A 20,158-nucleotide genomic window follows, 5' to 3' on the forward strand; every position below is an offset into this window, starting at 1 on the left:
AGTGGAAGGCCCGTCTCGTGGCAGCACCCCAGAACTACCTCGCCGTCATCAAGGTCGTCGGCATCGGCGGCGGCGGTGTCAACGCCATCAACCGGATGATCGAGGTCGGCCTCAAGGGGGTCGAGTTCATCGCCGTCAACACCGACGCACAGGCCCTCCTCATGAGCGACGCCGACGTCAAGCTCGACGTCGGACGCGAGCTCACCCGAGGGCTCGGCGCCGGCGCCGACCCCGAGGTCGGCAAGAAGGCCGCCGAGGACCACGCCGAGGAGATCGAGGAGGTCCTCAAGGGGGCCGACATGGTCTTCGTCACCGCCGGCGAGGGTGGTGGCACCGGCACCGGTGGCGCGCCCGTCGTCGCCCGGATCGCCAAGGGCCTCGGCGCCCTCACCATCGGCGTCGTCACCCGCCCCTTCACCTTCGAGGGCCGCCGGCGCGCCAACCAGGCCGAGACCGGCATCGCCGCACTGCGCGAGGAGGTCGACACCCTCATCGTCATCCCGAACGACCGGCTGCTCTCGATCAGCGACCGCGGCGTCTCGATGCTCGACGCGTTCCGCTCCGCCGACCAGGTCCTGCTCTCGGGTGTCCAGGGCATCACCGACCTCATCACGACGCCGGGCCTGATCAACCTCGACTTCGCCGACGTCAAGTCGGTGATGCAGGGAGCCGGCTCCGCGCTCATGGGCATCGGGTCGGCCCGCGGCGAGGACCGCGCGGTGCAGGCCGCCGAGCTCGCGATCTCCAGCCCGCTCCTCGAGGCGAGCATCGACGGCGCCCACGGCGTCCTGCTCTCCATCCAGGGCGGCAGCGACCTCGGCCTGTTCGAGATCAACGAGGCCGCGCGCCTCGTCCAGGAGGCCGCGCACCCCGAGGCGAACATCATCTTCGGTGCGGTCATCGACGACGCGCTCGGCGACGAGGTGCGGGTCACGGTCATCGCCGCCGGCTTCGACGGCGGGGCCCCGCTCCACCGGGCCGACAACCGGGCGCTCGGCACGATCCAGGGCCGTCCGGCCCCGGCCCCGGCCGCGTCCGCCCCGGCCGTGCCGGCCACCCCGGCGCCCGCCCCGGCCGCTCCCGCGGTCGAGGCCCCGGCGCCGCGCCACGAGCCGGTGCCGGCGCACGCCCACAACGGCGAGGACGCCGCGGTGCAGACCGAGCGCACCCACGCCCCGGTCGAGCCGGTGCGCCAGGCGCAGACCCCGCCGCGCACGGTGACCTTCGACGAGAACGACGACCTCGACGTGCCGGACTTCCTCAAGTAGCGGGCACGACGTCGTCGACGACCTCGACGTCAGCAGGGGCGGGCCGGTCCATCCGGCCCGCCCCTCGCGCGTCTACGGTGGACCCGTGTTCGCCTGGCAGGAGACCCGCTCCGGAGTCCTCCGGGCGGTCACCGACCGCTCCGCGGGCGTGAGCACCGGCCGGTGGTCCGGGCTCAACCTCGGAGCCCACGTCGAGGACGACCCCGCCGCGGTCGCCGAGAACCGGCGCCTGCTGGGGGAGCGGGTCGGTCGTCGCGTCGTCTACATGGACCAGTGCCACGGGGCCGAGGTCGTCGTGCTCGACGACGTGCCCGACGTGCCGCCCCGCTGCGACGGCGTCGTCACGAGGTCGAGCGAGCTCGCCCTCGCCGTCCTCGTCGCCGACTGCGTCCCCGTCCTGCTGTCGGGCACCGGCGGGGTCGTCGCCGCCGTCCACGCCGGACGTCCCGGGATGGTCGCGGGCGTCGTCCCTCGCACCCTCGAGGTCATGGCCGAGCTCGACGCGGGAGAGGTCGATGCGGTCGTCGGGCCCTCGGTGTGCGGTCGCTGCTATGAGGTGCCTGTCGAGATGCGTTCTGCCGCAGCGAAGGTCGAGCCGGTGAGCGCCACGGTGTCGTGGACCGGCACCCCGGCCGTCGACGTCGCGGCCGGCGTCGTCGCGCAGCTGCACGCCGCCGGTGTCCCGGTGCGGTGGGTTCCCGGGTGCTCCCGCGAGCGGGACGACCTCTACTCGTACCGGCGCGACGGGACGACCGGCCGGTTCGCCGGGGTCGTCGCCCGGGTGGCGTCGTGACCGAGCCGGCCGCGCGGCGCGACGAGCTGGCCGCCGCCCTCGACGCCGTCCGCGCCCGCATCGCCCGCGCCCGTGAGGGCGCCGGCCGCGACGACGACCCGCGCCTCGTCGTCGTCACGAAGCTCTTCCCCGCGAGTGACGTCGACCTCCTCGCCGGCCTCGGCGTCACCGACATCGGCGAGAACCGCGACCAGGAGGCCGCCGCCAAGTGCGCCGAGGTCCGCGACCGCGACCGGCTCACGGTCCACTTCATCGGCCAGCTGCAGAGCAACAAGGCCGCGTCGGTGGCGCGCTACGCCGACGTCGTGCAGTCCGTCGACCGGGCCAAGGTCGCGCGGGCCCTCGCACGGGGCGCGGAGGCGGCCCGGCGCGTCCTCGACGTCACCCTCCAGGTCTCGCTCGACGAGGCCGAGGGTCGCGGGGGCGTCGCGCCCGCGGGGGTCCCGGCGCTGGCCGAGCTCGTGGCGGGGGAGCCCACGCTGCGGCTGCGCGGGCTCATGGCCGTGGCCCCCCTCGGGGCCGACCCGCGGCCGGCCTTCGACCGGCTGCTGGCGGTCTCGCGCGCCCTGCGGGCCGACCACCCCGACGCCGGCTGGGTGTCGGCGGGGATGAGCGGCGACCTCGAGGCCGCCGTCGCCTCCGGGGCGACACACCTGCGTGTCGGATCGGCAATCCTCGGAACTCGGCAGCCACACCGGTAACTTCGGTCACGAACAGGCGGCGCCGGAGAGGCGGAGCCGACGACCGAGGAGCACTCAATGGCAGGCGCGCTGCGCAAGACGATGGTCTACCTGGGCCTCGCCGAGGACCAGGGTCGCTACGACGACGAGTACTACGAGGGCTACGACGAGCCCACCGAGGCCGACGAGTCGCACGAGCAGCACCGCGGGGCCGAGGTCACGCCGCTGCACACCCGCCAGCCGGTGGCCCACGTCGTCCGCTCGGCCGAGGCCGTCGGCATCTCGCGGATCACGACGATCCACCCGCGCACGTACAACGAGGCCAAGACGATCGGCGAGAACTTCCGCGACGGCGTCCCGGTCATCATGAACCTCACCGACATGAGCGACGCCGACGCCAAGCGTCTCGTCGACTTCGCGGCCGGGCTCGTGTTCGGCCTGCGCGGCTCGATCGAGCGGGTCACCTCCAAGGTGTTCCTCCTCTCACCCGAGACCGTCGAGGTCAACGCCGAGGACGTCCTGGCCCCCGCGGGCCGCGGTGTGTTCAACCAGAGCTGACCCCGGCACGCTCGGGTCGAGGACGCGTCAGCCACACTGTCGGTCATGAACGCCGTGCTCGCGGTCCTGCGCTTCGTCGTCTTCCTCTACCTCCTCGTGCTCGTCGGCCGGCTCGTCTTCGACTGGATCCGGATCTTCGCGAGGGAGTGGCGGCCGCGCGGCGCCGCCCTGGTGGTCGCCGAGCCCATCTACACCCTGACCGAGCCGCCGCTGCGGCTGCTGCGCAAGGTCATCCCGCCGCTGCGCCTCGGAGGGGTCTCGGTCGACCTGTCGTTCATGGTGCTCTTCTTCGCCGTCTACATCGTCTACGTCCTGCTCTGAGCCGCCGGGCGCGCCGACCCCCGTCTCGGGGAGCCCGGCCGGGCGCGACCCCGTCGTCCGGGGACCGATCGCGGGCACGCACCACCTGTCACGCCAGCACCGGAATCGACTAGGCTGGCGGCTTCGACCACCCGTCGCGCGCACGAGACCCGCGCGGTCGGGATCCGGAATGTCCCGCCTGCCACCCACAGGAGTAGACCCATGGCTCTCACGCCCGAGGACGTCCTCAACAAGACGTTCACCCAGACCCAGTTCCGACGTGGGTACGACGAGCGCGAGGTCGACGACTTCCTCGACGACATCGTCGCCGAGATGCGGCGCATGTCCAAGGAGTCCGAGGACCTGCGCGGCGAGATCTCCAGCGGCGGGGGCGCCACCAGCGCGGCCCCGGTCGCGGGCGGCGCCGTCTCCGAGGCCTCGGCCAAGGAGCTCGAGGAGCTGCGCTCCAAGAACGCCACCCTCGCGGCGCGCGTCGCCGACCTCGAGGGCACCCGCAGCGACCTCGCGACGAAGGTCTCCGACCTCGAGGGCACCCGCAGCGAGCTGACCGCCCGCCTCGGCGAGTTCGAGGGCAAGGCCGGCGACGTCGAGGGCCGCAACGCCGAGCTCCAGGGCAAGGTCGGCCAGCTCGAGCACCGCAACGCCGAGCTCGAGCAGCAGGCGAGCGAGGCCAAGGCCCGCGCCGCCGAGCTCGAGCAGCAGTCGGCCGAGCTCGAGCAGCGCACCGGTGAGCTCGAGACCCGCGTCCGCGAGCTCGAGGGCCACCTCGGCGAGAGCCGCTCGCAGCTGGCCGCGATCGAGGCCGAGCGCCAGCAGGAGCAGGCCACCCTCGTCGCCGCGCGCGACGAGGCCGGCGCCGCCGCCGGCGAGGAGGTCGCGACCCTCCAGGCGCGCCTCCAGGAGCTCGAGCGCGAGGCGCAGGAGAAGGTCGCCGCCGCCGAGCAGCGCGCCGAGCAGGCCGAGCGCGAGGCCGCCGCCGCGAAGCAGAACGCCCCCGCCGAGTCCGAGGGCGGCACCCTCCCGGCCGCCGCACTCGCCGGTGCGGGGGGTGGCGCCAGCGCCGCGGGCGTCATCGCCCTCGCGCAGCGCCTCCACGACGAGCACGTCGCCGCCGGTGAGTCCCGCCGCGACGAGCTGGTCACCGAGGGGCAGGCCCGTCACGACGAGCTCATCTCGACGGCGCAGGCCCGTCACGACGAGCTCATCAGCACGGCGCAGGCCAAGCACGACGAGCTCATCTCGACGGGCACGGCGCAGCACGAGGAGCTCGTCTCCACGGGCACCGCGCAGCGCGACGAGATGCTCTCGACGGCGACGTCGCAGCGCGACGAGATGCTCGGCGCCGCGACGACCAAGCGCGACGAGATGCTCACCGAGGCGCGCGAGCGCTCGACGGGCATGGTCGCCGAGGCGCAGCAGAAGAAGGCCACGATCCTCGAGGAGCTCGGGCGCCAGCGCGGCCTGCTCGAGCGCAAGATCGAGGAGCTGCAGGGCTTCGAGCGCGACTACCGTCAGCGCCTGCACACCTACATCCAGGGTCAGCTCTCCGAGCTGAAGAACGTCGCGGTCGACCCGGTCGACGACGGCGCCGAGGGCGAGGAGCAAGCGGCCGCCGAGCCGCAGCACGAGCGACAGGGCTGACACCCCGTCACGACGAAGGGCCCGGCCACGACGGCCGGGCCCTTCGTCGTGTGGCCGACATCGCGCGTCCCGGACGGTGTTTCAGGATTGAGAAGGGTAGGTGCGGGGCATATCCTCGGCGCACGGTCGGGCCGACGGGGCCCGCCGGATCACCTGGAACAGAGGTCACTCATGGTCAAGGCCGCACTGTCCGCGGCGAAGCAGGTGGGGGCTCGAGCCGCGGCGACCGCGCGCCGAGCGGTTGGGGGGACGGCGGGAACGTCGGCCACGACCACCACCACGGCTGCCGCGACGAAGGCCACCCCGGCCACGAAGAAGCCGGCGAAGCCTGCGCCCGCGAAGAAGGCTCCTGCCTCGAAGGCCGCACCGGCGACGAAGGCCGCGCCGGCGAAGAAGGCACCTCCGGCGAAGAAGGCGCCTGCGTCGAAGAAGGCGCCTGCGGCGAAGAAGGCCGCACCGGCGACGAAGGCTGCTCCGGCCAAGAAGGCTCCGGCGAAGAAGGGTCCTGCGGCCACGAAGGCCGCGCCGGCGAAGAAGGCTCCGGACACGAAGGCCGCGCCGGCCAAGAAGGCGCCTGCGGCGAAGAAGGCCGCGCCGGCGACGAAGGCATCGGCCACGAAGGCCGCGCCGGCCAAGAAGGCGCCTTCGGCGAAGAAGGCCGCGCCGGCGACGAAGGCATCGGCCAAGAAGGCGCCCGCAGCGAAGAAGGCGCCGGCCTCGAAGGCTGCTCCGGCGCAGAAGGCTCCGGCCACGAAGGTGCCCGCGGCCACGGCTGCCCCGGCGAAGAAGGTTCCGGCCAAGAAGGCGCCCGCGGCCACGGCTGCCCCGGCGAAGAAGGCCCCGGCGGCGACGAAGGCTCCAGTGACCAAGACTGCTCCGGCGAAGAAGGCCCCGGCCACCAGGGCCGCCCCGGCGAAGAAGGCCCCGGCGGCCAAGGCGACGACCAGGCCGTCGGCCCTGCGCGTGCGCGAGGACGAGTCGCCGTGGACGGCCAAGGAGCTCGCGGGCGTGCGCGCCGAGCTCGAGCACGACATCGAGCAGCTGCGCGGGGAGATCTCCGTCGCCGAGAGCGACCTCGTCGGGCTGATGCGTGACTCGGGCGACGGGGCCGGCGACGACCAGGCCGACGCCGGGGCCAAGACCTACGAGCGTGAGCAGGAGATCTCCCTGGCGAACAACGCCCGCGAGATGCTCGAGCAGACCGAGCACGCGCTCGAGCGGCTCGAGGACGGCAGCTACGGGATCTGCGAGTCCTGTGGCAACCCGATCGGCAAGCTTAGGCTCCAGGCGGCTCCTCGTGCGACCCTGTGCATGCCATGCAAGATGAAGCAGGAGCGCCGCTGATCGCGGACCACCCCACAGTGCCCACGCCGGCCCCGGCCCCCACCGGAGGCCGGCGGCGGCTGTACGCCGTCCTCCTCGGCCTCGCCGGGGCCACCCTTCTCGCCGACCAGGCGACCAAGGCCTGGGCCCTGTCGGCCCTCACGCCGGGGGAGCCCGTCGAGCTCGTCGGGTCGTGGATCCGCCTGAGCGTCCTGCGCAACCCCGGAGCCGCCTTCTCCATCGGCGACGGCAGCACGTGGATCCTCACCGTGGTCTCCCTCGCCATCCTCGGCTGGGTCGTCGTCGGCGCCCGCAAGGTGGGGAACATGCCGTGGGCGGTCGCCCTCGGGCTGCTCCTCGGTGGCGCGGTGGGCAACCTCGTCGACCGCTTCTTCCGGGCACCGGGTCCCGGTCGCGGCCACGTCGTCGACTTCATCGCCTACTTCGACTGGTTCGTCGGCAACGTCGCCGACATCGCCATCGTCGTCGCGGCCGGGCTCATCATGGTCCTCACCTACCGCGGCACCTCCATCGCCGGGCCGGTCCACCACCCCGAGCACGCCGATGACTGACGCGCGCACCGTCCTCGTCCCCGACGGCCTCGAGGGGGAGCGGGTCGACGCCGCCATCGCGCGGCTGTTCGGCCTGTCCCGCACCCGGGCCGCCGACCTCGCCGCCGACGGCGGGGTCAGCGTCAACGCGGCCAGCGTCGGCAAGAGCCACCGGGTCAGCGCCGGCGACATGCTCGAGGTCACCTTGCCGACCGGTCCGGCCGGGCCCGTCCTCGAGGTCGTCGCCGAGCCCGTCCCGGGGATGAGCGTCGTCCACGACGACGACGACATCGTCGTCGTCGACAAGCCCGTCGGCGTCGCGGCCCACCCGAGCGTCGGCTGGACCGGGCCCAACGTCCTCGCCGGGCTCAAGGCCGCCGGCTACCGCATCTCGACCAGCGGGGCGAGCGAGCGGCAGGGGATCGTCTCGCGCCTCGACGTCGGGACCTCGGGCCTCATGGTCGTCTGCAAGAGCGAGCGCGGGTACTCCGTGCTCAAGCGCGCCTTCAAGGAGCGCCGGGTCGACAAGACGTACCACACGCTCGTCCAGGGCCTGCCCGACCCGCTCGTCGGCACCATCGACGCCCCCATCGGCCGCCACCCCGGGCACGACTACAAGTTCGCCGTCATGGACTCGGGCAAGCACGCCGTCACCCACTACGAGCTGCTCGAGGCGTTCCGGCACGCGAGCCTGCTCGAGATCCGCCTCGAGACCGGGCGCACCCACCAGATCCGCGTCCACATGGCCGCGGTGCGCCACCCCTGCGTCGGCGACCTCACCTATGGCGCCGACCCCACCCTGGCGTCGCGGCTCGGCCTGGAGCGGCAGTGGCTGCACGCGGTCGGGCTCGGCTTCGAGCACCCCGGCTCGGGGGAGTGGGTCACCTTCGAGAGCGGCTACCCGCAGGACCTGCGCGAGGCCCTCGACCGCCTCTGACGCTCCGGTCCGCCCACCGGCGGCCACATGTCACCGAACCTCCGCCTGGACCCCCGATATCGGGTGACACGGCGGAGGTTCGGTGACATTCGGGCTCCCGGGCGGGGCGCGACGGGGCGTCGACCGACCGCCGTCGGGGCGCTGTGACGGGTGGGGCTCGATGGGCGACGCGACACGGCCCCGACACGCCGAGGGGTGTCCCCGGGCCGACCTAGGATGGTCGGCGATGTCCTCCCCGAACGCTCCGAGCCCCGCCCCGACGACCAGCACGCCGAAGGGCTCGGACTCGTTCGTCCACCTCCACGTCCACACCGAGTACTCGATGCTCGACGGCGCGGCCCGCATCGGCGACCTGTTCACCCGGGCGGCCGAGATGGGGATGCCGGCCCTCGCCACGACCGACCACGGGTACGTCTTCGGGGCCTACGAGTTCTGGAAGAAGGCGCAGGGCACGGGGGTCAAGCCGATCATCGGCGTCGAGGCCTACGTCACCCCCGGCACCCACCGCACCGACAAGACCCGCGTCAAGTGGGGCGACGAGCGCACCCGTCCCGGCGACGACGTCTCTGGCTCGGGCGCCTACACCCACATGACCCTCCTGGCCCGCGACAACGTCGGCCTGCACAACCTGTTCCGGATGGACAGCCAGGCCTCGCTCGACCAGGTCTACGCCAAGTGGCCCCGCGTCGACCGCGAGCTCCTCGACCGCTACGGCAAGGGCCTCATCGCCACGACCGGCTGCCCGTCGGGCGAGATCCAGACCCGGATCCGCCTCGGCCAGTACGAGCAGGCCAAGCAGGCGGCCTCCGACCTGCGCGACCTCTTCGGCGCCGAGAACTTCTTCTGCGAGCTGATGGACCACGGCCTCGACATCGAGCGCCGCGTCCAGAAGGACCTCCTGCGCCTGGCCCGCGAGCTCGGGCTGCCCCTCGTCGCCACCAACGACCTGCACTACACGAGCCCCGAGGACGCCAAGGCGCACTCCGCGCTGCTGTGCGTGCAGTCGGGCTCGACGATGATGGACCCCAACCGGTTCAAGTTCGACGCCGACGACTTCTACCTCAAGAGCCCCGCCGAGATGCGCCACACCTGGCGCGAGCTGCCCGAGGCCTGCGACAACACCCTCCTCATCGCCGAGATGTGCGACATCTCCTTCACCGAGGACGAGGGGCGATACATGCCCCGCTTCCCCTGCCCCACCGGGGAGAACGAGGAGAGCTGGTTCGTCAAGGAGGTCCAGCGCGGCCTGCGCGAGCGCTTTCCCGAGGGCATCCCCGACTACGCCCAGAAGCAGGCGGAGTTCGAGACGAACGTCATCGTCACCAAGGGGTACGCCGGGTACTTCCTCGTCGTCGCCGACTTCATCACCTGGGCCAAGGACAACGGCATCCGGGTCGGCCCGGGTCGCGGGTCGGGTGCCGGGTCGATGTGCGCCTACGCGATGAAGATCACCGACCTCGACCCCGTCCCGCACGGCCTGATCTTCGAGCGCTTCCTCAACCCCGAGCGCCCCTCGCTCCCCGACTTCGACGTCGACTTCGACGAGCGCCGGCGCGGCGAGGTCATCCGCTACGTCACCGAGAAGTACGGCAGCGAGCGCGTCGCGCAGATCGTCACCTACGGCACCATCAAGGCCAAGCAGGCGGTCAAGGACGCCGCGCGGGTCATGGGGCACCCGTTCGCCGTCGGGGAGCAGCTGACGAAGGCGATGCCGCCCGACGTCATGGGCAAGGGCGTCCCGCTCTCGGGGATCTACGACCCCACGCACCCCCGCCACGGCGAGGGCAAGGAGTTCCGCGAGCTCGTCGCCACCGAGACCCACCTCCAGGAGGTCGTCGAGACCGCCAAGGGGCTCGAGGGGCTCAAGCGCCAGTGGGGCGTGCACGCCGCCGGCGTCATCATGAGCAGCGAGCCGCTCATCGACGTCATCCCGATCATGCGGCGGCTCCAGGACGGCCAGGTCATCACCCAGTTCGACTACCCGAGCTGCGAGGCGCTCGGCCTGGTGAAGATGGACTTCCTCGGCCTGCGCAACCTCACCATCCTCGACGACGCCATCGCCAACGTGCAGACCAACCGGTCCGAGGTCATCGACCTCGACGCGCTGTCCAAGGACATGACCGACAAGCCCACCTACGACCTCCTGGCCCGCGGCGACACCCTCGGCGTCTTCCAGCTCGACGGCGGCGGCATGCGCACCCTGCTCAAGCTGATGCAGCCCGACAACTTCGAGGACATCTCGGCGGCGCTCGCGCTCTACCGCCCCGGCCCGATGGGCGTCAACGCGCACACGAACTTCGCGCTGCGCAAGAACGGCAAGCAGGCGCTGACCCCCCTCGACCCCCAGCTCGAGGGCAAGCTCCAGCCCGAGATGATCGAGGCGCTCGGCCCGATTCTCGGCACGACCCACGGCCTGGTGATCTACCAGGAGCAGGTCATGGAGATCGCCCAGAAGCTCGCGGGCTACACCCTCGGCAACGCCGACCTCCTCCGTCGCGCGATGGGCAAGAAGAAGAAGGAGGTCCTCGACAAGGAGTACGTCCCGTTCTCCGAGGGGATGAAGGCCAAGGGCTTCAACGAGGCCTCGATCGCCGCGCTGTGGGGCGTGCTCGTCCCCTTCTCCGACTACGCGTTCAACAAGGCGCACACCGCCGCCTACGGCCTCGTCTCGTACTGGACCGGCTACCTCAAGGCGAACTACCCCGCCGAGTACATGGCCGCGCTGCTCACCAGCGTCGGCGACGACAAGGACAAGTCGGCCCTCTACCTCGGCGAGTGCCGGCGGATGGGCATCAAGGTCCTGCCCCCCGACGTCAACGACTCGATCGGGCCGTTCGCGGCGGTCGGCACCGACATCCGGTTCGGGCTCAACGCCATTCGCAACGTGGGGCAGAACGTCGTCGAGGCCATCGTCGCCGCGCGCGAGGCGAAGGGTCGCTTCACCTCCTTCCGCGACTTCATGTCGAAGGTCCCCGCCGTCGTGTGCAACAAGCGCACCATCGAGTCGCTCATCAAGGGCGGCGCCTTCGACGGCCTCGCCGAGACGCGGATGGGCCTGATCCGCGTCCACGAGGAGTACGTCGACGCGTTCGTCGCGGTCAAGCGCCAGGAGGCCATCGGGCAGGACAGCCTCTTCGGCTCGTTCGGCGACGACGGCGCCGACGCCGGAGCCGGCGACCTCATGGGGCTGGCGGCCGTCCCGGGGGTCGAGTGGGACAAGTCGACGCTGCTGTCCTTCGAGCGCGAGATGCTCGGCCTCTACGTCTCCGACCACCCGCTCTTCGGGGTCGAGCACGTCCTCCAGGCCCACGCCGACACGCAGATCGCGGCGCTCACCGCCGACGAGGGCGGGCGGCCCGAGGGCTCGATGGTCACCATCGCCGGCCTCATCACCGGCCTGCAGGTCAAGCGGACCAAGAAGGGCGACCTCTGGGCGATCGCGACGGTCGAGGACCTCGCGGGCTCGATCGAGTGCCTGTTCTTCCCGAGCTCGTACATGGCGGTCGGGCCGATGCTCCAGCAGGACACGGTCGCGGTCGTGCGCGGCAAGGTCAACCGGCGCGACGACTCGGTGTCGATCTACGCCCAGGAGCTCACCCTCCCCGACGTCAGCGAGGGCCCCCGGGGGCCGGTCGTCGTGACGATGGAGACCGTGCGGGCCACGAGCCAGCGGATCGAGGAGCTCAAGGGCGTCCTCACCAACCACCCGGGCACGACCGAGGTGCACCTGCGCCTCACCAAGCCGGGCCGGTCGGTCGAGATCCGGCTCGACCCCGCCTACCGGGTCAACGCCACCGAGTCCCTCTTCGGCGACCTCAAGGTCCTCCTCGGTCCCCGCTGCCTCACCTGACCCGCCCGGCGCCCACTGGCAGGTCACGACGGTGCGGGGCCGCGAATTCGGGTGTTTCGCACCCTTCCTCCGGGCGAGGGCACCGCCTAGGGTGGGCCGCGCCTGACCCCACCTAGGAGAGACACATGACCAGAATGCATCGGCGCGTCCTCGGCGCCGGTATCGCGGGCGTCGCGATCGCGGCCGTCGTCGCGGGAACGCCCGCCGTCGCGGCTCCGGGTCCCAAGCCGGCCAAGAAGCCGAGCCTGCAGACCGTGCAGCTGCTGTCGTTCAACGACTACCACGGCCACCTCGAGGCCACTGACCCCCCGCTCTCCACGGTTCACGACCCGTCCCAGACGCCGGTCGGGGGCGCGGAGTACCTGTCCAGCAAGCTCACCGAGCTGCGCGACAAGGTGGGAGACGGCCGCAGCCTGACCGTCGCAGCAGGTGACCTCATCGGTGGGTCCACCTTCCTCTCCGGCCTGTTCCACGACGAGCCCTCGGTCGAGTCGCTCAACGCAATGGGTCTGGATGTCAGCAGCGTGGGCAACCACGAGTTCGACGAGGGCACGACCGAGCTTCTCCGTATGCAGAACGGGGGTTGCCACCCCAAGGACGGCTGCTACTTCCCCGACGCGCCCTACGCCGGCGCCGACTTCCCGTGGCTGGCGGCCAACGTCGAGAAGAAGGACGGCAGCGGCACGCTCTTGCCGGGCACGTACGTCAAGAACGTCGCAGGCGTCAAGGTGGGCTTCATCGGCATGACCCTCGAGGGCACCGACCTGTTGGTGAGCCCGGCGGGTATCGCCAGCGTGACCTTCAAGGACGAGGTCGAGACGGCCAACGCCGAAGCCGCGAAGCTCACGTCCCAGGGCGTCAACGCCATCGTCGTCCTCATGCACGAGGGAGGCGCCAACGCGGGCGTGTACAACTCGTGTGTCGGCATCTCCGAGCCCATTGCCACCATGGCCAAGGCCTTCAGCCCCAAGATCGACCAGATCGTCACGGGCCACACCCACAACCCCTACGTCTGCAACATCCCCGACCCTGCCGGCAACCCTCGGTACGTCACGTCGGCCGCCGACTACGGTCGGGTCGTCACCGAGTCGACCCTGAAGATCGACCGCTTTACCGGTGAGGTCGACCGCGCCGCGACGTCCGTCACCAACCACCTGGTCACCCGAACGACCGCCGACCCGGTGCTCAGCGACATCATCGCCAAGTGGAAGACGCTCAGCGACCCCCTCGCGAAGCGCGTTGTGGGTACCCACGTCGAGGACATCATCGGTCACTCCGACCCCCGGTCGAACCGAGCGATCGAGACCCCCATGGGCGCCCTCGTCGCGGACGCGATCCTCTGGGGCACCTCCGGAGCCAACGGCGGGGCCCAGATCGCCCTCATGAACGTCGGAGGCGTCAGGGCCAGCCTCCCGTTGGCGCCGAAGTACGGGGAGCAGCCGGGCCAGATCACCTATGCCGAGTCCTTCGACATCGCGCCCTTCGGCAACCTCCTCAACACCGTCACCATGACGGGCGCCCAGCTCAAGGCGGTCCTTGAGCAGCAGTACCGCGTCAGCCCGGCGGGTGCAGCCAGCACCCTGTCGCTCTGCGTCAGCAACGGATTCACCTACACCTGGGACGCAGCGGCGCCGCAGGGCTCCAAGGTCGTCGCCGGTTCGATGAAGCTCAACGGGGTCCCGATCGACCTCGCGACGAGCTACCGGATCGGCACCCTGAGCTTCCTCGCCCAGGGTGGTGACGGCTTCAGCGCCTTCACGCAGGCGACGAACCTCACGGGGGGTCCGGAGGATCTCGCCAACCTGGTGGGGTACTTCGAGTCCCACCCCGGCCTCACCAAGCCGGCCGACCGCATCACCGGCCTCTGACCGAGCACGTCTCCCGCCACACACGCGAGGGCCGCACCCCACCCGGGGTGCGGCCCTCGCCGCGTCCCCGCCGACGACCGGCCGGGGCGCGACATAGGGTGGCGGTGTGCCGAGCCCCACCCCGCCGACCGCCGACCGCCGCCCCCACGTCCGCGAGCACCACGGAGACCGGTTCGAGGACCCGTACTTCTGGATGAAGGACCTTCAGGACCCGGCCCTGCTCGCCCACCTCGAGGCCGAGAACGCCTACGCCGAGGCGCGCACCGAGCACCTCGGTGCGCTGCGTCGCACGCTCTTCGAGGAGATCCGCGGGCGAGTCAAGGAGACCGACCTCTCGGTCCCGGTGGCGAGCGGGCCGTGGTGGTACTTCTCGCGCACCGTCGAGGGCCGGCAGTACGCCTCGCAGGTGCGCGCACCGCTCACCGACCCGGCCGTTCGCCCGGACCCCGAGGCCGACACCGTGCCGGGCGAGCAGGTCGTCGTCGACGGCAACGTCGAGGCCGGCGACCACGAGTTCTTCTCGATGGGCGCCCTCACGGTCAGCCACGACCACCGCGTCGTCGCCTTCTCGGTCGACACCGCCGGCGACGAGCGCTTCGACCTCACCGTGCGGGTCGTCGCGACGGGCGAGGTCCTCGACACCGCGCTCACCGGCATCGGCTACGGCGCCGAGCTGAGCCGGGACGGGTCCTTCGTCTTCTACACCCGCGTCGACGATGCCTGGCGTCCCTTCCAGCTGTGGCGGCACCGGGTCGGCGGCGACGCGGCCGACGACGTCCTGGTCCACCAGGAGGACGACGAGCGGTTCTGGATGGGCGTGTCCTCCAGCCGCGACGAGCGCTGGCTGGTCCTCGGCCTGGGCTCGAAGACGACGTCCGAGGTCCACCTGCTCGACGCCGACGACCCCGAGGGGGAGTGGCGGGTCGTCGCCCCCCGCCGCGACGGCGTCGAGTACGACGTCGAGCCCGCCGGCGACCGCCTCCTCGTCGTCCACAACACCGACACCCCTGACGCCGACCTCGCCTGGGCGCCGCTCGACGCGACGAGCCACGAGCAGTGGGTGCCGATGCTCCGCTCCGCCGAGGGCGAGCGGTTCGTCGCCGTCGATGCCTTCGACACCGCGACCGTGCTCTCGCTGCGCAGCGGTGGCCTCACGGCACTGCGCGTCCTCCCGCGCGACCCCGAGCAGGAGTCCGGCCACGGCCCCGCGTGGGACGTCGCGGTCGACCAGCCGGTCCACAGCATCGGCCTCGGCGACAACCCCGAGCCCGACCAGCGCGCCATCCAGGTCGTCCTCGAGTCGTGGACCACCCCGCGCTCGGTCCTCGACGTCGACCTCACCACCGGCGAGCGGACGCTGCTCAAGCAGCAGCCGGTCCTCGGGGGGTTCGACCCCGCCCACTACGCCGAGACGCGCGAGTGGGCGCCGGCGCCCGACGGCACCCTCGTCCCCGTCTCGGTCGTGCACCGGGTGGGTGTCGAGCCCGACGGCACCAACCCCGGCATCGTCACCGCCTACGGCTCCTACGAGATCTCCTCCGACCCGTACTTCTCGGTCGCGCGGCTCAGCCTGCTCGACCGCGGCGTCGTCTTCGCGGTCGCCCACGTGCGCGGCGGCGGTGAGATGGGGCGACGGTGGTACGACGACGGCAAGCTCCTCGCCAAGCCGAACACCTTCACCGACACCCTCGCCGCGGTCGACCACCTCGTCGCCACCGGGTGGGTCGCCCCTGACCGGATGGGACTCGAAGGCGGTTCTGCCGGAGGGCTGCTCGTCGGGGCGGTGCTGAACCTCGGACCCGAGCGGTTCCGGGTGGCGCACGCCGCCGTCCCGTTCGTCGACGCGCTGACGACGATCCTCCAGCCCGACCTGCCCCTCACGGTGGGGGAGTGGGAGGAGTGGGGCAACCCGCTGGCCGACCCCCAGACGTACGCGACGATGAAGGCCTACGCGCCCTACGAGAACGTCCGAGCCGCCGACTACCCGGCTGTCCTCGCGACCTCGAGCCTGCACGACACGCGCGTCTACGTCACCGAGCCGGCCAAGTGGGTGACCCGGCTGCGCGAGGTCGTCACGAGCGACCCCGAGACGCGCCCCGTCCTCCTGCGCACCGAGATGTCCGCCGGGCACGGTGGACGCAGCGGCCGGTACGCGGCGTGGGAGCAGATCGCGTGGGAGTGGGCGTTCGTCCTCGACCAGCTCGGCGCCACCGAGCTGCTCGACGGCTGAGCCCGGCTCCTCAGCGCACGACGAGGATGGGGGCGTGGCTGCGGCCCATGAGCTGCAGCGCGGTCGACCCCACGTGGAGCCCCTCGAACCCGCCCGAGCCTCGGCTGCCCACGACGACGAGCGACGCGCCCTCGCTGCGGTCGACGAGGGCCTTGGCCGGGTCACCGCGCACGACCTCCTGCTCGACCTTGACGTCGGGGTGCTCGGTGCGGCGGGAGCCGAGGGCGGCCTCGACGGAGGCCTCGAGCTCGGCCTCGTAGCTGCTCCAGCTCGACGAGGCCGACAGGGTCGGGTCACCGGCGCCCCGCGGCTGCCAGGCGTGGACGACGTCGAGGGAGGCCCGGGTGCGGGCCGCCTCGTCGAAGGCGGCTCCCAGGGCCTTGAGCGAGGCCTTGGAGCCGTCGACGCCGACGACGACCCGGCCCCCGTCCGAGCCCGACGCGGTCTCGTGCCCGACGACGAGGACGGGGCAGCGTGCGTGCGTCACGACCTGCATCGCGACGGCTCCGACGCTCGCCCGGCTGAGCACCCCGTGCCCCCGGGCCCCGACGACGACCAGCGCCGCCGTCCGTGACGCGTCGACGAGTGCCTGGCTCGCGAACCCGTCGCGCACGAGGGTGGTCACGGTGAGGCCGGGGTCGACGGCGTGGGCGCGTGCCACTCCCGCGGCGAGCAGCCGCTGGGCGTGCGCGTCGACCTCGCCGCGGTCGGCACCGCCGCCGAAGCCGAGCATCGGCAGGTCGGCGGCGAACGCGTGGAGGACGACGAGGTCGAGCCCTCGGGCGGCGGCGAGGCGGGCGGCGTGGCCGACCGCGGCCACGGAGAGGGGGGACCCGTCGACCCCGACGACGACCCGGGAACCGGCCATGGGACTTCCTCCGATCGCGATGCTGCTCGCGGCGGCGGTCACGCCAAGGGCGGTGCGGCGGTTGACGTCTCCGTCGTCGAGGGACCGTGCGGTCCCCACCCCTCGACCGTGGCACGACCCCGGCGGTGGCGCAAGGGCCGGGGTCGTGCCACCCGTCGGCTCAGCGGGTCACGGACTCCCCGGACCCGAAGACGTCGAGGACGACGCCCGACGCGCCGAGGGCGCCGTTGGCCGAGGTCCACGTCGCGGCCTGGCGACCGTCGGTGACGACGACCGACGCCCCGGCGACACGGGCGCCGCCCGGGGCCAGGACGAGGGCCGAGTCGGCCGCGACGCCGAGGGCGAGCTCGGACGGCGCCGCCGCGACCCCGGCCTGGAGCCGACCCCAGCGGAAGTCGTCGGTGAGGTGCGGGACGACCGTGCCGCGCACCAGCGCGAGGCCGGGCAGCCACTGGGCGTCGTCGGCCCGGTACGCGGCGATGCCCTCGTCCTCGAGCGTCGAGGCGGTGGGGCGCGCCTTGGCCGACCAGCGCGAGCCGAGGACGGCCGAGGTCGCGCCGTCGGTGAGGACGACGGGGGTCCGGCGCACGGCGGTCGTGACGACGCTGCGGTAGCCGGGGTCGGCCATGGCCTGCGCGAGGGCGGGCGGGGTGTCTCCGACGACGACGACGGCGGTGGCGCCGGAGACCGCCGAGGCCGACCAGGCGCTCGTCCCGTGGACGACGGTCGTGACCTGTCCGGTCCACCCCGCCTTCTTCAGGGCCTGGCCGTAGGCGTTGGCCTCCTTCGTCGAGCCGGAGGCGGCCGCGAGGACGACGAGGCGCGCCGTCTTCGACCCGTCGACCGCCCGGGCGGCGGCGACGACCTGGCGCACGACCCCCTCCCGCAGCCCGCCGCCGCCGAGGAAGACCGTCCCGCCGACCTGGGACGGCGAGGCCGGCGCGGTCCACCCGGCACCCGTCGGGAGGGGCAGCGCGGTGCCGCCGCGCGTCATCACGCGGGTCGAGAGGTCGTACGTCGTGCCCTCGGTCATCAGGTGGGTGACGACCCGCCGGGCCGACAGCGTCGCGGGGCTGCCGACCCACGAGTGGGTCGAGTCGAGGCTCTCGAGGTCGATCACGGCCACGGAGGAGTCACCGAAGACGCCCGAGAGGGTGCGGTCGCCGGTGAGCCGGACCCCCGTCGCGTAGTCGACGCCGACGCCCACCGGGCTCTGGCCGCCGAACCGGTCGTCGGCGCTCGCGAGGGTCGACAGGCTCCGACCGAGCCGGCCGCGCTGGTGGAAGTGCTGGTCGAGCACCGTCGCGCGCGACCCGACGTCGAGCCCGCGCTCGAGGTCCGGGTCGTCGCCCCACCAGACGAGCGTGGAGTCGCGACGCAGGCCCTCGGCGGGGCCGAGGTCGCCGACGTAGCCGTTGATCATCGTGCGCGACTCGACCGCCGCTCCCGCGCTCGTCCCGCCGAGGGCGGCGCCGCGGGTGACGGCGGCGGTGATGGCCGCCTCGGCGGGGGAGGCGGCGAGGACCTGCATCGCCAGCCCCTGGTCGCCGCCGAGGACGTAGACGCCGTCGGTCGCCGGGTCGGCGAGGGCGGCGGCGTTGGCGGGGTCGAGGGCGTCGGCGCGGGTGAGGAGGACGCCGAGCGTCGCGGTGCACCCGGTGAACGGGGCGGTGACGACGGCGTCGCACGCGGCGTCGAGCTGGTCGGTGCGTTCCTGCGCGAGGACGAGGTTCTCGGCCCGGTCCTTGGGGGCGTCACCGTACGCCGAGGGGACGACGACGAGGTCGACCGTCGGGCCGCTAGCACCCTCGGCGGCGGCACGGGAGAAGCCCTCGAGGGTCGAGGTCACGTACCCGCCCCCGATGGGTGTCAGGACGGTCGGTTCGTCGCCGGAGGCCGCCCCGACGGCCGAGGCCGACGCCAGCGTGACGGCGAGTCCACCGACGGCGGTGGCGCGGAGGAGGGTTCGGGCCGGGGACGGTCGCTGCGCTGGGCTCATGCCGACCGACCGTAGTGGGAGCGGGGCCCGCCGAGGGGCCCTCGGACCAGCCGGTTTGTGCGCGGGTGGACGGCGTCCGCGGGCGAGTGCGCCCGTCACCACCCGGGGAGCGGTCGCCGCCACGGTGGGGCGCCCACCGCCGCGGGTGGGGATGGCGACACCTAGGCTGGCGGCATGACGCTCATCGCCATCGAGTGGGACGACCGGGCCGGGACCGACGGGCGTGGGGCGGTCCGCCTCCTCGACCAGACCCTGCTGCCGGGGACCACGACCTTCCGCTCCATCGACCGGACCGAGGACCTCGTCACCGCGATCGCCGAGCTCGCGGTCCGTGGCGCACCGGCCCTCGGCGTGGCCGGAGCGATGGGTGTCGTCGTCGCGATGGACGAGGGCGCGCGCGAGGGCTGGTCCGCCGCGCAGGTCGACGAGGCGGTCGACCGCGTCCGGCACGCCCGCCCGACGGCGGTCAACCTCGCGTGGGGCGTCGACCAGGTCCGCCCGCTCATGGGGCAGGGCCGCGACGCGGTCCTCGCGGCGGCCCGTGAGGTCGCGCGCGCCGACGAGGCCGCCAACCGTGAGCTGTCCCGCCTCGGCGCCGACTGGCTGCTCGCGCGCCTCGACCGGCCGCGCCTGCGGGTCCTCACGCACTGCAACACCGGCTCGCTCGCCACCTCGGCGTGGGGGACGGCGCTCGGCGTCATCCGTGAGCTCCACTCCCGCGGGCGCCTCGAGCTCGTCTACGCCGACGAGACCCGGCCGCTGCTCCAGGGTTCGCGGCTGACCGCCTTCGAGCTGGCCGCCGACGGCATCCCGCACGTGGTCCAGGCCGACGGCGCGGCGTCCTCGACGATCCTGCGCGGCCTCGTCGACCTCGCCGTCGTCGGCGCCGACCGGATCGCCGCGAACGGCGACGCCGCCAACAAGATCGGCACCCTCGGGGTCGCCCTCGCCTGCGCCGACGCCGGGATCCCGTTCATGGTCGCGGCGCCGTGGTCGACGGTCGACCTGTCGATGGCCGACGGCTCGGGCATCGAGATCGAGGAGCGGGCGGGGGAGGAGGTCACCGTCCTCGCCGGCACGCGCCTCGCCCCCGAGGGGACCCGTGGCTTCAACCCGGCGTTCGACGTGACGCCGGCCCGCCTCGTCGACGCCGTCGCCACCGAGCGCGGCGTCGCCGAGCCTCGCGGTGGCGCCGACCTCACGACCCTGGGTCCGTCTGCTCCTGAGGAAGAGGATGGCTTCATTCGACCAGAATGAAGGTATGATCTTCA

16 protein-coding genes are annotated in these 20,158 nt (G+C 72.8%); 13 read left to right on the forward strand and 3 right to left on the reverse strand.

What is annotated here, in order from left to right; genetic code table 11:
- The first annotated feature begins 17 nt into the window (after nt 1–17).
- The 6 genes from ftsZ (at nt 18) to ACFWN3_RS17870 (ending at nt 5,261) form a co-directional block, all read left to right on the forward strand.
- The gene (gene ftsZ / locus ACFWN3_RS17845) at nt 18–1,268 is read left to right on the forward strand and encodes a cell division protein FtsZ (RefSeq protein ID WP_377641933.1); all 1,251 of its coding nucleotides are present in this window, start codon (nt 18–20) and stop codon (nt 1,266–1,268) included.
- An 85-nt stretch (nt 1,269–1,353) separates the two neighbouring features.
- Nucleotides 1,354–2,061 (forward strand): polyphenol oxidase family protein, encoded by a 708-nt coding sequence (locus ACFWN3_RS17850; protein ID WP_377641934.1) that lies wholly within the window; start codon nt 1,354–1,356, stop codon nt 2,059–2,061.
- Nucleotides 2,058–2,762: a YggS family pyridoxal phosphate-dependent enzyme gene (locus tag ACFWN3_RS17855; protein ID WP_377641936.1), complete on the forward strand. Its 705-nt coding sequence runs from the start codon at nt 2,058–2,060 to the stop codon at nt 2,760–2,762. The genes ACFWN3_RS17850 and ACFWN3_RS17855 overlap by 4 nt, the downstream gene beginning before the upstream one ends.
- A 57-nt stretch (nt 2,763–2,819) precedes the next feature.
- Nucleotides 2,820–3,299 (forward strand): cell division protein SepF, encoded by a 480-nt coding sequence (locus ACFWN3_RS17860; protein WP_377641937.1) that lies wholly within the window; start codon nt 2,820–2,822, stop codon nt 3,297–3,299.
- 45 nt (nt 3,300–3,344) lie between these two features.
- Nucleotides 3,345–3,620 carry a YggT family protein gene (locus tag ACFWN3_RS17865; protein ID WP_377641939.1) on the forward strand — a complete coding sequence of 92 codons (276 nt, stop codon included), beginning with the start codon at nt 3,345–3,347 and terminating at the stop codon, nt 3,618–3,620.
- Nucleotides 3,621–3,821: 201 nt separating this feature from the next.
- Nucleotides 3,822–5,261 carry a DivIVA domain-containing protein gene (locus ACFWN3_RS17870; protein WP_377641941.1) on the forward strand — a complete coding sequence of 480 codons (1,440 nt, stop codon included), beginning with the start codon at nt 3,822–3,824 and terminating at the stop codon, nt 5,259–5,261.
- A 149-nt stretch (nt 5,262–5,410) separates the two neighbouring features.
- On the opposite strand, the gene ACFWN3_RS17875 is transcribed toward ACFWN3_RS17870, so the two are convergent.
- Nucleotides 5,411–6,130: a hypothetical protein gene (locus tag ACFWN3_RS17875; RefSeq protein WP_377641943.1), complete on the reverse strand. Its 720-nt coding sequence runs from the start codon at nt 6,128–6,130 to the stop codon at nt 5,411–5,413.
- Between ACFWN3_RS17875 and ACFWN3_RS17880 the strand changes: the two genes are divergently transcribed.
- The 6 genes from ACFWN3_RS17880 (at nt 6,123) to ACFWN3_RS17905 (ending at nt 16,020) form a co-directional block, all read left to right on the forward strand.
- The gene (locus tag ACFWN3_RS17880; RefSeq protein WP_377641945.1) at nt 6,123–6,605 is read left to right on the forward strand and encodes a TraR/DksA family transcriptional regulator; all 483 of its coding nucleotides are present in this window, start codon (nt 6,123–6,125) and stop codon (nt 6,603–6,605) included. The two genes, ACFWN3_RS17875 and ACFWN3_RS17880, sit on opposite strands and share 8 nt — an antisense overlap.
- 17 nt (nt 6,606–6,622) lie before the next feature.
- Nucleotides 6,623–7,156 (forward strand): signal peptidase II, encoded by a 534-nt coding sequence (lspA, locus tag ACFWN3_RS17885; protein ID WP_377641947.1) that lies wholly within the window; start codon nt 6,623–6,625, stop codon nt 7,154–7,156.
- Nucleotides 7,149–8,072: an RluA family pseudouridine synthase gene (locus tag ACFWN3_RS17890; protein WP_377641949.1), complete on the forward strand. Its 924-nt coding sequence runs from the start codon at nt 7,149–7,151 to the stop codon at nt 8,070–8,072. The genes lspA and ACFWN3_RS17890 overlap by 8 nt, the downstream gene beginning before the upstream one ends.
- A gap of 226 nt (nt 8,073–8,298) precedes the next feature.
- Complete coding sequence (gene dnaE, locus ACFWN3_RS17895) at nt 8,299–11,922, forward strand: DNA polymerase III subunit alpha (protein WP_377641951.1); 3,624 nt, start codon at nt 8,299–8,301, stop codon at nt 11,920–11,922.
- 125 nt (nt 11,923–12,047) lie between these two features.
- Entirely contained in the window at nt 12,048–13,790 is a 1,743-nt protein-coding gene (locus ACFWN3_RS17900) for a bifunctional metallophosphatase/5'-nucleotidase (protein ID WP_377641953.1), read from the forward strand.
- Between the two features lie 106 nt (nt 13,791–13,896).
- Nucleotides 13,897–16,020, forward strand: a complete 2,124-nt coding sequence (locus ACFWN3_RS17905) for a S9 family peptidase (protein ID WP_377641955.1) — start codon at nt 13,897–13,899, stop codon at nt 16,018–16,020.
- A 10-nt stretch (nt 16,021–16,030) separates the two neighbouring features.
- Here ACFWN3_RS17905 and ACFWN3_RS17910 read toward each other — a convergent pair whose 3' ends face one another.
- Nucleotides 16,031–16,888, reverse strand: coding sequence for a universal stress protein (locus ACFWN3_RS17910; RefSeq protein WP_377641957.1), 858 nt, complete (start codon nt 16,886–16,888; stop codon nt 16,031–16,033).
- Between the two features lie 160 nt (nt 16,889–17,048).
- A complete protein-coding gene (locus ACFWN3_RS17915) occupies nt 17,049–18,887 on the reverse strand; it encodes a Type 1 glutamine amidotransferase-like domain-containing protein (protein WP_377641959.1) in 1,839 nt (612 codons plus the stop codon).
- A gap of 174 nt (nt 18,888–19,061) precedes the next feature.
- On the opposite strand from ACFWN3_RS17915, the gene mtnA reads away from it, so the two are divergent.
- Nucleotides 19,062–20,144 (forward strand): S-methyl-5-thioribose-1-phosphate isomerase, encoded by a 1,083-nt coding sequence (gene mtnA / locus ACFWN3_RS17920; RefSeq protein WP_377641961.1) that lies wholly within the window; start codon nt 19,062–19,064, stop codon nt 20,142–20,144.
- The last annotated feature ends 14 nt before the right edge of the window (nt 20,145–20,158 follow it).

Origin of the sequence: Oryzobacter terrae, from assembly GCF_042756445.1 — a bacterium.
GTDB lineage: Bacteria > Actinomycetota > Actinomycetes > Actinomycetales > Dermatophilaceae > Oryzobacter > Oryzobacter terrae.